11 protein-coding genes are annotated in these 15016 nt (G+C 72.4%); 7 read left to right on the top strand and 4 right to left on the bottom strand.

Annotation, left to right across the window (positions count from 1 at the left end; all coding sequences use genetic code 11):
• The first annotated feature begins 209 nt into the window (after nt 1–209).
• Together DNL27_RS10870 and DNL27_RS10865 are read left to right on the top strand one after the other, a co-directional pair.
• On the top strand, nt 210–5294 hold the full coding sequence (locus tag DNL27_RS10870; protein ID WP_112235548.1) for an NAD-glutamate dehydrogenase: 5085 nt from the start codon (nt 210–212) through the stop codon (nt 5292–5294).
• 246 nt (nt 5295–5540) lie between these two features.
• A complete protein-coding gene (locus DNL27_RS10865) occupies nt 5541–6041 on the top strand; it encodes a DUF456 domain-containing protein (RefSeq protein ID WP_112235547.1) in 501 nt (166 codons plus the stop codon).
• Nucleotides 6042–6198: 157 nt separating this feature from the next.
• Here the strand turns inward: DNL27_RS10865 and DNL27_RS10860 are convergent, their stop codons facing one another.
• From DNL27_RS10860 to DNL27_RS10845, 4 genes are all read right to left on the bottom strand, one after another.
• Nucleotides 6199–7593, bottom strand: coding sequence for a molybdopterin molybdotransferase MoeA (locus tag DNL27_RS10860; protein WP_239494358.1), 1395 nt, complete (start codon nt 7591–7593; stop codon nt 6199–6201).
• Between the two features lie 19 nt (nt 7594–7612).
• Nucleotides 7613–8233, bottom strand: a complete 621-nt coding sequence (locus DNL27_RS10855) for a molybdenum cofactor guanylyltransferase (protein WP_112235546.1) — start codon at nt 8231–8233, stop codon at nt 7613–7615.
• Nucleotides 8234–8237: 4 nt separating this feature from the next.
• Complete coding sequence (locus DNL27_RS10850) at nt 8238–8627, bottom strand: hypothetical protein (protein ID WP_112235545.1); 390 nt, start codon at nt 8625–8627, stop codon at nt 8238–8240.
• Nucleotides 8628–8790: 163 nt separating this feature from the next.
• On the bottom strand, nt 8791–9159 hold the full coding sequence (locus DNL27_RS10845; RefSeq protein ID WP_112235544.1) for a GntR family transcriptional regulator: 369 nt from the start codon (nt 9157–9159) through the stop codon (nt 8791–8793).
• A 91-nt stretch (nt 9160–9250) separates the two neighbouring features.
• Between DNL27_RS10845 and DNL27_RS10840 the strand changes: the two genes are divergently transcribed.
• The 5 genes from DNL27_RS10840 to DNL27_RS10820 all read left to right on the top strand — a co-directional run bounded on the left by DNL27_RS10840 (nt 9251) and on the right by DNL27_RS10820 (nt 14998).
• Nucleotides 9251–10693 carry an acyl-CoA dehydrogenase family protein gene (locus tag DNL27_RS10840; RefSeq protein ID WP_112235543.1) on the top strand — a complete coding sequence of 481 codons (1443 nt, stop codon included), beginning with the start codon at nt 9251–9253 and terminating at the stop codon, nt 10691–10693.
• Nucleotides 10687–12024: a PIG-L family deacetylase gene (locus DNL27_RS10835; RefSeq protein ID WP_204360291.1), complete on the top strand. Its 1338-nt coding sequence runs from the start codon at nt 10687–10689 to the stop codon at nt 12022–12024. Before DNL27_RS10840 ends, DNL27_RS10835 begins: the two co-directional genes overlap by 7 nt.
• Nucleotides 12021–12974: a glycosyltransferase family 2 protein gene (locus DNL27_RS10830; protein WP_112235542.1), complete on the top strand. Its 954-nt coding sequence runs from the start codon at nt 12021–12023 to the stop codon at nt 12972–12974. Before DNL27_RS10835 ends, DNL27_RS10830 begins: the two co-directional genes overlap by 4 nt.
• A 67-nt stretch (nt 12975–13041) precedes the next feature.
• Entirely contained in the window at nt 13042–13506 is a 465-nt protein-coding gene (locus tag DNL27_RS10825) for an SRPBCC family protein (protein ID WP_012399067.1), read from the top strand.
• Between the two features lie 268 nt (nt 13507–13774).
• Nucleotides 13775–14998: an MFS transporter gene (locus DNL27_RS10820; protein WP_239494356.1), complete on the top strand. Its 1224-nt coding sequence runs from the start codon at nt 13775–13777 to the stop codon at nt 14996–14998.
• Nucleotides 14999–15016: the final 18 nt, after the last annotated feature.

The following is a 15016-nucleotide window of genomic DNA, read 5'->3' as shown; positions in this document are numbered from 1 at the left end:
TCGTGCGAACACGCGCCGCATCTGGTCCCGGTGCTCGCGGGGTCCTATGGTGGTGGAACATGCGGCAGTGTGGCCGTGGGTTGCGCAGACGTCATGGGTTCCGGGGCGAGCGGTCCGGCAGAGGTCTGTGCGCCGTGCCCCACAGGGCATCACGAGCCACGCCGTGGAGTGACATTCCAACTCAACGACAGCTAAGGCGTGATGCAGCAGTGACCTCTCCTCAAGCCACCACCCAGGCCATCCCCACGGTGTGGCAGCGGCCGCGATGGAGCGCAGAGCAGGCGTGGCTCAACGAGTACTACCGCTCGGTCCCGGACGCGGACATGGCGGGCGCGGACCAGCAGGTGCTCACGGAACGGGCGGAGACCCACCGGGAGATCGGGCGGACCCGGCGCCCGGACGAGCTGTGCATCGAGGTCCGGGAGGACCACGGGGACACCGTGCTGTACATGGTCACCACGGACATGCCGTTCCTGGTGTCCACGCTGACCACGGAGATCGCCGCCAACTGGGGTGGCGCCAAGCTCGTGCTGCACCCCCTGCTGCTCGCCGCGCGTGACTCCGAGGACGTGCTGAGCTCCCTGGGGGAGGTCCCGAACATCTCCGCGGTCTCCTCCGGGGACACCACCTCGATCCCCATCACGGACGAGCTCGTGGGCGGCACCGCCGGCGGGGGTTCCCACACCGCCGTGGAGTCCTGGATCCGCATGGAGCTGCACCGCTCCCTGGACGAGCAGGCCCGCGGTGAGCTCGCACGCCACATCGAGGCCCTCGTGGCGGACGTGCGCCGGATCGCGGAGGACCAGGAGGCCATGCTGGAGCAGACCCAGCGCATCGCCGACTCCCTCGCGCCCCTGAAGGACCTCACCTTCGAGGACGGCTCCCGGCTGCCGGACGTGGGCGCGTGCCAGGAGTTCCTGGAGTGGCTGCGCGACGGCAACTTCGTGTTCATGGGCATCAAGCGCTACGACCTCGAGGCGGACGGCGAGGACGCCGTGCTGCACTCGCGCCCGGACACGGGCCTGGGGCTGCTGCGGGAGCAGGGCACCGAGGGCCACGCCCAGAAGCTCACGGGCCTGGGCAGCGCCCACGCGCGGGACCACCAGGTGGTGTTCGTGACCAAGGCCAACCGGCGCTCCTCGATCCACCGCCGCGAGTACCTGGACTACATCGGCGTGCGCACCTTCGCCGAGAACGGGGACGTGGATGGCGAGTACCTGATCCTCGGGCTGTTCTCCCGCCGCGCCTACTCCGTCCCGGCGCAGCAGACCCCGCTGGTGCGCGAGAAGGTGCAGCGGGTGGTCGAGCGCTTCGGCTTCCTCCCGGACTCCCACTCCGCCCGTGACCTCATGGGCATCATCGAGGACTACCCGCGGGACGAGCTGTTCCACATGTCCGCGGAGAAGCTGCACGAGACCGCGGGCGGAGTGCTCGGGCTCAACGAGCGCCGCCAGACCCGCGTGTTCCTGCGCCAGGACACCTTCGGGCGCTTCATGTCCGCCGTGGTGTTCCTGCCCAGGGACCGCTACAACACCTCGGTGCGCCAGCGCATCGAGACCCAGCTGTTTGAGGTCTTCGACGCCGAGGCCATCGACTTCGAGGTGCGCCTGACCTCCTCCTCGCTGGCCCGCCTGTTCTTCCGCATCCGGCTGCCCTACACGGGCGAGGTGCGGGACTTCGACCACGAGGCCCTCGAGGCCCGCCTGCGCGCCGCGGTGCGCTCCTGGCCCGAGTCCCTGGGCCTGGCGATCGGCCTGGAGTTCGAGGACGAGAAGGCCGACGCGCTGGGCCCCGTGTGGGAGAACGCGTTCCCGGGCTCGTACCGCGAGGACTACGAGATCGAGGAGGCCATCCAGGACCTCAAGCGCTGCGAGGAGCTGTGGGGCCGCGACCCCGACCTGCCCGCCGAGGTGCGCGTGGCGCAGACCGCGGACGGCCAGGTCCGGCTGAACATCTACCTCACCCAGGCGCTGTCCCTCACCGAGCTGCTGCCGCTGCTGCACAACATGGGCCTGACCGTGCTGGACCAGCGCCCCTACACGGTCACCCCCGCGGACGGGCGCGAGTTCCAGCTCTACGACTTCGGGGTGGAGCTGCCCGAGGGCGTGGACCCGCAGGGCCCCGAGGACGCCAAGACGGAGGACCTCATCGAGGACACCCTGTGCGCGGTGCTCTCCAACCGCTCGGAGTCCGACAGCCTGGACCGCCTGGTGCTCACCGAGCGCATGGGCTGGCGCACCGTGGCCGTGATGCGCGCCTACGTGCGCTACCTGCTGCAGCTGAACTACCCCAACTCGTTCGAGTTCATCGCGGACACCCTGGTGGACTACCCACGGGCCACCTACGAGCTCGCGGAGCTGTTCTCGGCGAGCTTCGATCCCTCCCGCTTCACGGACGACGACGCCGCCCGCGACGAGGCGCGCAACGGCGCCCTGGAGCGCCTGGCCGGGGTGCTCGACGAGGTCCCCAGCCTGGACGCGGACCGGCTGTTCCGTGCACTCGCGGACGTGGTCACGGCCACGCTGCGCACCAACGTGTTCCAGGGTCGGCCCACCATGGCGTTCAAGCTGGACCCGGCGGCCATCCCCGCGGCACCGCAGCCGCGCCCGGCCTTCGAGATCTGGGTGTGGTCCCCGCGCGTGGAGGGCACGCACCTGCGCTTCGGTCAGGTGGCCCGCGGCGGTCTGCGCTGGTCCGACCGGCGCGAGGACTTCCGCACCGAGGTGCTGGGCCTGGTCAAGGCGCAGATGGTCAAGAACGCGGTGATCGTGCCCACGGGTGCGAAGGGCGGGTTCTTCCCCAAGCAGCTGCCGGACCCCGCGACCGACCGCGAGGGCTGGCTGACCGAGGGGCGGGAGGCCTACAAGCTGTTCATCGCCTCCCTGCTGGACGTCACCGACAACATCGAGCGCGAGACCGAGACGGGCGCCGCGCAGGACGGGACCGGCGGGACCGCGCAGGACACGGCGTCGTCGTCCCGCGGGGACGCCACCCCGGGCTCCGAGGGCGGCGCGAGCGGGCCGGCAGAGACCTCCGGCGAGGCCGGGGACACCGTGGTGCACCCCGAGAACGTGGTGCGCCGCGACGGCGACGACTCCTACCTGGTGGTCGCCGCGGACAAGGGCACCGCGGCGTTCTCCGACACCGCCAACGCGATCTCCCTGGAGCGCGGCTTCTGGCTCGGTGACGCGTTCGCGTCCGGCGGGTCCGTGGGCTACGACCACAAGGCCATGGGCATCACCGCCCGCGGCGCGTGGGAGTCCGTCAAGCGCCACTTCTTCGAGCTCGGCGTGGACACCCAGTCCGAGGCGTTCACCGTGGTGGGCGTGGGGGACATGTCCGGCGACGTGTTCGGCAACGGCATGCTGCTGTCCGAGCACATCCACCTGATCGCCGCGTTCGACCACCGGGACATCTTCCTGGACCCCACCCCGGACGCCGCGGCCTCCTACAAGGAGCGTGAGCGGCTGTTCACCGCCGGGCGCACCTCCTGGCAGGACTTCGACCGCAGCGTGATCTCCGAGGGCGGCGGCGTGTACTCGCGCCGCGACAAGTCCGTGCCCCTCACCCCGCAGGTGCGCGAGGCCCTCGGCATCGAGGACGACGTCGAGTCCATGAGCCCGCAGGAGCTCGTGCGCCGCGTGCTGCTGGCCCCCGCGGACCTGCTCTACAACGGCGGCATCGGCACCTACGTGAAGGCCTCCACCGAGACCAACCAGGAGGTCGGGGACAAGGCCAACGACGCCATCCGCGTCAACGGCGAGGACCTGCGCGTCAAGGTGATCGGCGAGGGCGGCAACCTGGGAGCCACCCAGCTGGGCCGCATCGAGGCCGCGCTGAACGGGATCCTGGTCAACACGGACGCGATCGACAACTCCGGCGGCGTGGAGTCCTCCGACCGCGAGGTCAACATCAAGATCCTCGTGGACGGCATGGTCCAGGCGGGGCTGCTCTCCGCGGACGAGCGTGCGGAGTTCATCGAGTCCATGACGGACGAGGTCGCGGAGCTGGTGCTGCGCACCAACGTGGCCCAGAACGTGCTGCTCACCACCGAGCGCGCCCGCGGGGTCTCCTTCACGGAGATGTTCATCCGGCTCATGCACTGGCTCGAGGACACCGCGGACCTCAACCGGGAGCTGGAGTTCCTGCCCTCCGACTCCGAGCTGCGCGAGCGCGCCGCCCAGGGCCAGCCCTTGACCGGACCGGAGCTCTCCGTGCTCACGGCGTACGCGAAGATCCAGCTCTCCGCGGCACTCGTGGACAGCGACCTCGCGGACGACCCCTGGTTCCACCGCACGCTGTCCCAGTACTTCCCGGCCCAGATCCGGGAGCGCTTCGACGGCGAGCTGGACACCCACCCGCTGCGCAAGGAGATCATCTCCACCGTGGTGGCCAACCAGATCATCAACTACGGCGGGATCGCGTTCGCGTACCGCGTGGTGGACGACTCCGGTTCGGACCTCGCGGACGTGGCCCGCGCGTTCACCGCGGCCATGGAGATCTTCGAGCTCGAGAGCTACGCCTCCCGCCACGCCCAGCTGGACGCGGACGTGCCCCTGGAGCTGTGGAACCGGATGTCGCTGCGGATGCGGCGGCTGTTGGACCGCGTGGTCCGCTGGTTCCTGCACCGCCAGGACACCGACTGCGGGATCCAGGAGCTCGTGGAGATGTACCGGCCCATCGTGGCGCTGCGCTTCGGCTCCCAGCACCTCATGGGCGAGGAGTCCCAGGAGCGCACCCAGGCCGAGGCCGAGCTCGCCGAGCGCCACGGGGTTCCCCGCGACCTCGCCGTGGAGTGGGCCGAGCTGCTCGACGCGTTCGCGCTGCTCGACGTCGCCCGTCTCGCCCAGTCCCAGGGCATTACGAACGTGGCCACGGGCGGTGACGGCGCGGCGTCGTCGTCCCCGGACGAGGCCGTGACCGACGAGAACGGCGTGAGCGTGCTCATGATCGCGCGCGTGTACTTCGCGCTGTTCGACCGCTACGGGCTGGAGAACCTGCTCAACCGCATCAGCGCGCTGCCTCAGAGCACCCGGTGGGAGAACATGGCGCGGATCGCGATGCGCGAGGACCTCTACTCCACCCTCGTGGCGCTCGCCGCCCAGGCCCTCGAGTCCCCGGGGGAGGACGCCCAGCAGAAGGTGCAGGCGTGGGAGCAGGAGAACGCGGACCGGCTCGAGCGGCTGCGCGAGGTCCTGGACGAGATCGAGTCCATGCCCGGTGACGACGCCGGGGGCGAGCTCGCGGCCCTGTCCGTGGCGCTGCGCACCCTGCGCGGAGCGCTCGCGGGCTGATCCCAGGCCGTCGGCCCCGCCCGTCGACGCCGCACCGTGCCCCCGCAGCCTCTTGCACCTCGTGTGCCGGGCGGCGGGGGCACGGTCGTGCGCCCGGCAGGTGCTGGCGACCGACCGGTGCGGACGTCCGGAGCACGGGCGGCCGGGGGAGGTGGCCCGGTGGTCAGGCGAGCGGCGAGGGCCGGACCTCACCGCCCCGGTGGGGGAGCGGCGTCGTCCGCGGGTCCGTCACCGTACGATGGACCGGTGACCGCAGACATCATTGCCACCGTCGTGACCGTGCTCCTGATCGCCGTGGGCTGCGTGGGGATCGTGTTCCCCGTGCTGCCGGGATCCATCGTGGCGCTGATCGGGCTGGTGATCTGGGCGTTCGTGGTGCAGGCACCGGAGGGATGGGTGGTGCTCGCGCTGGGCGGAACACTGCTGATCGCGGGCATGTCCTCGAGCCTGGTGCTCACCGGCAGCAGGCTCAGGCGCCGCGAGATCCCCAACCGCACGCTGCTCTTCGGGGTGGTGGGTGCCGTGGTCGGGATGTTCGTGATCCCGGTGGTGGGCCTGTTCGTGGGGTTCCTGGTGGGGCTGCTGCTCTCCGAGACCGTGCGGAACCGCAACCTCAACACCGCGCTGGCCAGTTCCTGGGCGGCGGCCAAGGCCATGGGAGTGGGAATCGTGCTGGAGCTCACGTGCGCGCTGCTTGCGTCCCTGACGTTCATCGTGGGGGCGATCACGTACTTCCTGACGGCGTGACCGGCGGGACGCCCCGGCGCTCGGCAACGGCGCGGGATCTCGGCGCTCCCTAGTGGAGTAAAAGCATGCTGAGGCCCGTCCTGCTGCATTTACTCCACTTCACAGCACGTGCCACGCACGAGACCGGAGCGCATGTACGATCCGTGCCCGCCCGCGCTCACGCCCGCCAGGGCAGCGGGATGGCCTCCATGTCCTGGCCCGGCTGCATCCCGTCCTCCGGGACCACCAGCAGCACGTCCGCGTGGGCCAGCCCGGAGAGCATGGCCGGGCCCACCGTGGGCTCCGGGATCACGCGGCCGTCCTGGAGGTAGGCGGGAATCACCCGGGTGCGCCCCAGAGGTTCGAGGGCGCGTCCCGCGGTGATCCGGCGCGTGGTGGGCAGCCCTTCACCGGTGGCCCCGGCAATCAGCGCGTGGCCCACGGTGAGCAGCCCGGTCATCGCGCTCAGGGGCGAGCCCGGCAGTGCGAGCACCACGGGGCCGTCCTCCGGGAGCTTCGCCAGGATCACACCGTGAGCGGGTTCCTGGGCCACCCCGTCCAGGATGAGGTGGGCGTCCAGCTCCTCGAGGGCCTGGCGGACGTGGTCGTCCTCGCCGTGGCCCGTGCCACCGGTGGTGACCACCATCTCGGCGCGGGCGTCCAGCAGGGAGCCTGCACCCAGGGGGGACTCGGTGAGTGCGTTGACCATGCCATCGGAGCCGTCCGCCACGCGGCGCACCTGGTCCACGTTCGCGCCCAGTTCCCGCAGCACCGCGGGCAGCTGCAGGCTCAGGGAGTCCCGCACCTCTCCGGGGCCCGGGATGCCGTCCTCCACCACGTTGGCGTATCCGAGCAGCACGGTGACGCGCGGGCGACGTCGTACGGGGAGCATGTCGTGGCCCGCGCTCGCCGCGAGGCCCAGGTGCACCGGGTTGAGCCTTCGGCCCGCGCGCAGCAGCAGGTCCCCCTGCTGGATCTCCTCGCCCACGGCTCGGACGTCCTGGTTCTTCACCAGGGTGGCAGCGGGGGTGGCGTCCTCAAGGGTGTCGCCCTCCACGGCCTTCCGCCCGTGCTCGGTGCCCTCGGGGATCTCGGCGGTGGGATCGGCGGGGACTACGTGGCCGCGGTGGGCCTCGAGCACCGCGTGGGTGCCGTAGGGGACGGCGTCGCCGCTGTCCACGTGGGTGGCCTCGCCGGGCGTGAGTTCCACGACGGGCAGCATGCGCTTGTCCGGCGGCAGGGTCAGCAGCAGCCGCTCGTCGGTCTCGGCGGGCTGCGGGGTGCGGATGCGCCACGGACCCTTGCCGGCCACGGCCCAGCCGTCGGCCGCGGCGGTGGCGTAGTGCGGCACCGGCATCTCGGCCGTCACGGACTCCGCCAGGGTCTCCTTGAGGCACTGCGCGAGGGGCAGCAGGATGTTGGGCAGCGGCTGGGGGATGCCGTACGCGATCCGGCGGGCCTCGTCCCAGGACGCCCAGTGCACGGTGGGTGCGGGGGCCTCGCCGCGGCTCTGCGACTGCTCGTGGTCTTCGCGGGCGGCGGGATCGTGCGGGTGCGGAAGTCCGGGCATCATGTCTCCTCAGCGTGCTGATTCAGTACGAGTCGAGCCTGCGAACATCTTCCCACGTATCCACGTCCGCGGTGCTTCCGGCGGGCACGGTGACCTCGTCCCAGCGCAGGTGGCGCCACACGGAGCGCACGGACGCGTCCGCCGTGGGAACCTGTGAGAGCACTCGTTCCAGTGCCGCGGTGCGCACCACCACGGCCAGGTTCTCGCGCCGGCCGTCCTCCCCCAGGGCCATCACCCCGTCCACGTCCGACGCCGCCCGCCCGGCCGCCGCGCGCAGCTGCGCCAGCGCGCGCTCCACGCCCGGCATGTCGCACGCGAGCACTGCGGTCCACGGCGCACGCCCCGGCAGCTCCCTCAGGACGACGACGCCCGCGGCCATCGCGGCGGCCGGTCCCGAGAACGGGGGGTCCTCCCGAGTGGAGAGCACCTTGGGCGGCAGCGTGGGATCCTCGGGCCCCACGACCACCACGGCACCGAGGGGCAGTGCGGCGGCCACGGTGCGGGAGAGCAGGGTGCCGCCCGCCACGGGCAGCTGCGCCTTGGGGGTTCCCCCGAGGCGGGAGGAGCGGCCACCGGCGACCACCACGGTGTCCACGGGCGGGCCGGCCGTGGGCGCGGAGTGGGCGCAGCGGGAGGTGACCACCGGCTCAGAGAGCGGGAGCGTCGTCGTCGAGCTGCGGGTCCGCGGGACGCTCCTTCTTGGGCAGCCCGGCGATCCGCAGCCCGCACTCCACCACCAGCAGCACGAACGCGAGGTAGTAGACGATCATCGTGGGGTAGAAGTACGGCAGCTGCTGGCTCATGCCCACGAGTGAGAGCACCACCAGCACCACCGCGAGGATCAGCACGAGCATGTGGGCCGTGCCGAAGACCCCGGGACGGCCCTTGCGGGAGAGGTACATGGCCGTGAGCGCGAAGAGGATGGGGAACAGCAGCTGACCGGCCAGCGTGATGCCGTCCTGCACGTAGGGGTAGACCCCCATGGCCTGAAGGACGGCGGTGACCACGAGCAGGGCGGGGGCTGCGAAGGACTTCATGGGGCACCAGTCTAGGCGCGGCCGACCGGGTGCCCGCGGGCGGGGGGCGGCCGCGTAGGGTCAGCGGCACAGTGGAGGCAGCACAGCACCACGGCCGGCCACGCACCGGCGCGGTCGCGCGATCCCCTTCATTCGCGGTGCGACCGGGTGCCCGCTCCGGTCCTCAGCCCGCCGCGCGCCTGTCCAGCGCCCGCTCCACCAGCGCCATGCACTCCTCGGGTGAGTAGTGCAGCTGCCCCGCGACCACGTCCAGGTATGCGGCGGCCGCGCGTGCCGCCGCGCCCTCCCGGTCGTCGCGGCCCTGCGCGATGAACGTGCCCTTCCGGCCGCGCGTCTCGATGATCCCGCGGGTTTCCATCTCCCGGTACGCCTTGGCCACGGTCCCGGCGGAGAGCCCGAGCTCGGAGGCGAGTGTGCGCACCGGCGGGATGCGGTCGCCCACCACGAGCTCGCCGGTGGAGACGTCCCGCAGCACGCACTCCACGAGCTGCGCGTACACCGGGGTGGTGGAGTGGGGGTCGACCGTGAACATGGGTGCGCCTTTCCGTCGTGTGCCCTCATCGTAGGGCTCGTCCCTCCCCCGGCGGGGTGCGGCGGAGGCGCCGGTCACTGCACGTAGGCTGATGGCTGTGTCCGCGCATGCAGAACTCCCACTTCCGCCCGCCGCAGTCCCCGATCCGCAGGCCGTGCGGGACTTCGTGGCCCACGCACTGGACCGGGCCCGCGAGCTCGGGCGTCACCTGCCCGCCCCGGGGGAGGGACGCACGGCCGAGCTGTGGCACTCACTGAGCGGTCTCGGGCGCACCGATCTGGCGTACGCGCGCATCATCGAGCCCCACCTGGACGCCCTCGCGATCCTGCGGCAGGCCGGCCGCGCGGACCTCGCCATCGACCACGACACCTGGGCCGTGTGGGCCGCCGAGGGCCCGGGGGACCCCCTGCTTGCCGCGCCGACGACGACGACGCCCGCTCCGGACCGCGCGCCGGGCCAGGCCGTCCCGACGTCGCCCCGTCCGGGCAGTGCCCCGGGGCAGGCCAGCACGCCGGTCCCGGGGTCCACCGAGAACCGGGGCGGCGCGGCGTCGTCGTCGGAGCCGGACGGGCGCGAGGGAACTGCGCGCACGCCGTCACCCGGCGCGACCGACGAACCGGGCACCACCTGGACCCTCACCGGCACCAAACCGTGGTGCTCGCTCGCGGACTCCGTGACCCGCGCCGTCGTCACGGCGCACGTGACCGACGAGCACGGCGAGCCCACCGGGCACCGCCGCGCGTTCGTGGTCGCCACCGACCACCCCGGGTTCCGACCCGCGCCCGTGGAGCAGTGGGCCTCGCACGGGCTCGCGGAGGTCGTCACCGTGCCCGCGGCCTTCGAGGACGTCCCGGCGGAGCCGCTCGGCGCGGACGAGTGGTACCTCACCCGCCCCGGTTTCGCGTGGGGCGGCATGGGCGTGGCCGCCATCTGGCTGGGCGGCGCGCAGTCGGTCGCGGACCTGATGTGGCGCCAGCTGCGCCACCCCCGCCGCCCCGTGGACGACGCCGCCCTCACCGCCCTCGGGCAGCTGGACCTCACGCTCGGGGCGGCCCGCGCCGTGCTGGAGCAGGCCGCGGCGGCCGTGGACGCGGGCGACGCCGCCGGGGACCGCGGTGCCGCCTGGGCCCTGCGCGTGCGCCGCACCGTGGCCGACGCCGCCGAGACGGTGATCCGCGTGGTCTCCCGCGCCACGGGCCCCGGCCCGCTCACCGGGGACCCCGCGCACATCCGCCGTGTGGAGTCACTGCAGGTCTACATCCGCCAGGACCACGCGGAGCGGGACACAGCCGCCCTCGGACGCGCCCTGCTGGCGCTTGCCGCCGAGGACTCGGCCCGGGTCGATGACGCCGCGCAGCGGGGGCCCGGAGCGGGCGAACCGGTCCTGGACGAACCATCACCAGCCGAGGGCGCTTCCGGGCCCGCCGCGATCTCCGCCGCGCGGGCGGCGCGCTCAGCCGCCGAAAGACGGGCCTCGGGAACGTCCGGGGCCGTTCCCAGTGCCGGAGCCGCTCCCGAGGACACCCCGTGGTGACCTTCGACCACCGGGATCCGGGCACCCCGGAGGAGGACTGGGCCCGCTGCGGCGCCCTGCACCGCGCCCCGGAGCTGGACCTCGCGGGGGTGGACCGCGCCGTCGTGTTCGCCGCGCACCCGGACGACGAGACCCTCGGCGCGGGCGGCACCGTGCACCGGCTCGCGCGGCAGGGTGCGGAGGTGCGCGTGGTCGTGGCGACCCTCGGGGAGAACTCCCATCCGGACTCCACCACGTTCACGCCGGACGAGCTCGCGCGGCTGCGCCACGAGGAGCTGGCCGCCGCGGTGCGGACCCTGACCGGGCAGCACACGCCACCCGTGTACCTGTCCCTGACGGACGGTGGCCTCACCGAGGAGCAGCTGGAGGCCCCCGTCGCCGAGCACCTCGCGTGGGCGGAGCAGGGGGAGAAGCCCCTGGTGGTCTGCACGTGGGAGCGGGACGGGCACACCGACCACGAGGTGCTCGCCCGCACGGTGACCCGCGCCGCCGGTGCGCGGGGTGTGCGCTGCGTGCAGTACCCCGTGTGGTTCTGGCACTGGGGTTCGCCCACCCGCCTGCCGCGCGGTCTGGTGCGGGTGCCGCTGTCGGGGGAGGACCGCGCGGCCAAGCGGGACGCCCTGGCCCACCACGTCACGCAGGTGCACCCGCTCTCGGACCGGCCCGGTGATGAGGTGCTGCTGGGCCCCCACGTGCTCGCGCACTTCGACCGCCCCGCCGAGCTCTTCGTGCTGGCCGCCCCGGACCAGTCTGCAGTGTTCGACCGCGTGCACTCCGACGCTGCGGACCCCTGGGACGTGGATACCTCCTGGTACGAGCGGCGCAAGCGAGAGGTGCTGCTCGCGAGCCTGCCCTGGCAGCACTACGACCGCGTGCTCGACATCGGCTGCTCCACGGGCGCGCTCACGGCGGAGCTCGCCCGGCGGGCGGGTGCCGTGACCGCGGTGGACGCGAGCGATGTCGCCCTGCGCGCCGCCCGCGCACGGCTCGCGGAGGAGGACCTCGCGAACGTCGAGCTCGTCCACGCCGTGCTGCCCGCGGACTGGCGTGAGGACTGGACCGGCCGGGATCTGGTGGTCGTGAGCGAGATGGGCTACTTCTGCTCTCCCGCGCAGTGGCACGAGCTGCTCGGGCGTTGCGTGGCCGCTCTGCGACCGGACGGGCACCTGGTGCTGTGCCACTGGCGTCACCCCATCGCGGACTGGCCGCTGGACGGTGCGGACGTGCACCGTGAGGCCCGCCGCCGCCCGGAGCTGCGGCGCGTGGTGAGCCACCGCGAGCGGGACTTCGAACTGGAGATCTTCGGCCTCGTGCCTCGGGACGAGCCGTGATCCACCGGGTGGCCGTGGTCGTCCCGGCCTGCAACGAGGAGCAGCGCGTGGGGCGGTGCATCACGTCGGTGGCGGCGGCCATCGCGTCGGCCTGCGCCGTGACCGGCATGACGGGGACGCCGTCGCGAGCCACACCCCTGCCCAGCTCTGCGATGCCGGAGCCTGCGGGACCGGGCAACGACGCCGCGGCGCAGCTCGCCGTCGCCCATCCGTCGCCCCCCGCCGCACCCGTCGTGTCCACGCCGCTCCACGTGACGGTGGTGCTCGCCGCGGACGCGTGCACCGATCGCACGGTGGAACGCGCGAGGACCGCGTGGGCGGCGTCGGGACTGGCTGCAGAGGTAGCGCGGCTGGAGGTGGTGACGGGGACGTGGCGCAGTGCGGGCGGGGCCCGGGCGGCCGCGGCGTCGTGGGCCCTGGCGAACAGTCGGCCGGAGTGGATCGCGTCCACGGACGCGGACACCGCCGTGCCCGCACACTGGCTGACGCACCAGCTGGGGCGCGCGGCGCACGGGGTGGACGCGGTCCTCGGCACCGTGGAACCGGACCCCGCGGAGTGCCCGGTGGCCGTGTACCGCCTGTGGCAGCGGGAGCACACGCTTGCGGAGGGCCACCCGCACATCCATGCCGCCAGCATGGGGGTTCGTGCGGCGTGCTACGAACGCGCCGGGGGCTTTCCGCCACTGGAGTGCAGCGAGGACGAGGCACTCGTGGCCGCGCTGCACCGGACGGGAGCGCGTATCGAGGCCACGGACCGGATCCGGGCGATCACCTCCGCGCGGTTCGAGGGTCGCGCCGAGCTCGGGTTCGCCCACCACCTGCTGGGCCTCGCACAGCTGGCCGGTCAGCCGGAGAAGGCGCCGCGGCCGGGGCCCGCGCAGCCACCGCGGCCCGAGCCAGCAGGCCGCCCGAACGGCGCGAGGTTCTTCGCCCACCGCAAAAACACTTGAACACCCAGCCCCGGTCCTGGCTACTCTGAAACGGAACAGAGACACGTCACCACATAGGAGGTACCTCGTGAGCGAGAAGAGCATTACCGTCAGCCGTGTCATCGACGCCCCGGCGGAGGAGATCTTCGAGGTCTTGACACTGCCCGCCAAGCACCCCGACCTGGACGCCTCCGGGACCGTCGTCTCCGGCACGGACCAGCGCATCCAGAACGTCGGCGACGTCTTCGTGATGAACATGCACGCCGAGATGATGGGCGGGGACTACAAGACGGAGAACCACGTCACCGGTCTGGACCCCAACAAGCTCATCGCGTGGAAGCCCTGCCCCGAGGGCACCACTGTGGAGGACAACGGCTGGGAGTGGATGTACGAGCTGCAGCCCGAGGGCTCGGACTCCACCACCGTGACCCTCACCTACTCGTGGGAGCATGCCAACCCCAAGGTGACGAAGAAGATCAGCTTCCCGCTCTTCGGCGAGAAGGTTCTGGAGGAGTCCCTCGAGCGGCTCGCCTCCACCGTCGCCGGCTCCTGACACTGCGCGGAGCGGTGTGCCCCGCACCAGAATGACCGTTCGCCCGCGTCCTCCCCAGGGAGGACGCGGGCGTCGTCGTGTCCGGGGCGGTGCCGCCGCTTCCGCGTGACTCCTGCACGGCGCCGCACGGAAACCTCGCGTGGGAGTGGCCCGGGCCCGGGCGCGCACCGGGCGTACCCTGGCCGAGGTCGTGCACGAATGGTACGGCCGGGCCCGGGAAGACGCAGCTGCCCGGGCAGGACAGTCGCAGCAGGAGGTGCACCCGGGTATGGGATCGTCACGCAGGGTGTGGGAGGGCTACGACAGGGGGAGCTCGGGCTATCGGCGCATCCTTGTGGCGCTGCTGTGCGCGGGCGTGGCCACGTTCGCGCAGCTGTACTCGGTGCAGGGCGTGCTTCCCATCATGGCCGAGGACCTGCACGTGGACGCCGCCCAGTCCGCGCTCGCCGTCTCTGCGGCCACGCTGGGGCTCGCGGTGGGAGTGATCCCGTGGTCGCTCGTCTCGGACCGGTGGGGGCGGCTGCGGGCCATGGTGATCGCCGTCGTGGCGGCCACGTGCCTGGGCGTGCTCATGGGGTTCATGCCCACGTTCGAGGCGTTGGTGGTCCTGCGGTTTGTGGAGGGCATGGCCCTGGGTGGCATCCCCGCGGTGGCCATGGCCTATCTCGCGGAGGAGGTCAGCCCCCGCTACGGCGCAGTGGCCGCCGGGACCTACATCTCCGGGACCAGCCTGGGCGGACTGTTCGGGCGGATCGTCGCCGCACCCCTCGCGGACTTCTTCGGTTGGCGGGTGGGCACCTCCGTCGTTGCCCTGCTCGCCGCGGCGGCTGCGGTGGTGTTCATCGTGCTCGCGCCACGGCAGCGCGGGTTCACGCCCCAACCGGTGCGGCTCACGGGTGAGCAGGGACTGCTCTCCCACCTGTGGCTCAACCTCCGGGACCGGCGGCTGCTCACGCTCTACCTGCAGGGCTTCCTGCTCATGGGCGGGTTCGTGGCCGTCTACAACTACATCGGCTTCCACCTGGGCGAGGCGCCGTTCGGCGTGCCCCAGAGTGTGGTGTCCGTGCTGTTCCTGGCGTACCTCTCCGGCACATGGTCCTCTGCACGGGCCGGCGGCCTCGCGGGGCGGTTCGGACGCCGCCCCGTGCTGCTCGGCTCCGCACTGGTCATGCTCACGGGTCTGCTGCTCACTGCCGTGCCGTGGCTGCCCGTGATTGTGGCGGGGCTGCTCGTGTTCACGGCCGGGTTCTTCGCGGCGCACTCCGTGGCCAACGGGTGGGTTCCCGCCCTCGCCACAGAGGGGCGCGCCCAGGCGTCGTCGCTGTACACCCTGCTCTACTACGGGGGATCGTCGGTGCTCGGCTACGCGGTGGGCGTCCCTTTCACCGCCGTGGGGTGGAACGGGGCGGTGCTGTGCATCGCGGGGTTGATCGTGGCGGCCGTGGTGCTCGCACTGACCTTCCTGCCCAGAGCGGCAGCATCCTGCCGATAGGCCACCTCGGGCGCATTT

The sequence above is a fragment of the Kocuria sp. BT304 genome, assembly GCF_003290245.1.
In the GTDB taxonomy this organism is placed as follows: Bacteria; Actinomycetota; Actinomycetes; order Actinomycetales; family Micrococcaceae; genus Kocuria; species Kocuria rhizophila_A.
Note: the sequence above shows the minus strand (reverse complement) of the source record. Positions and strands in the feature narration are given on the sequence as shown.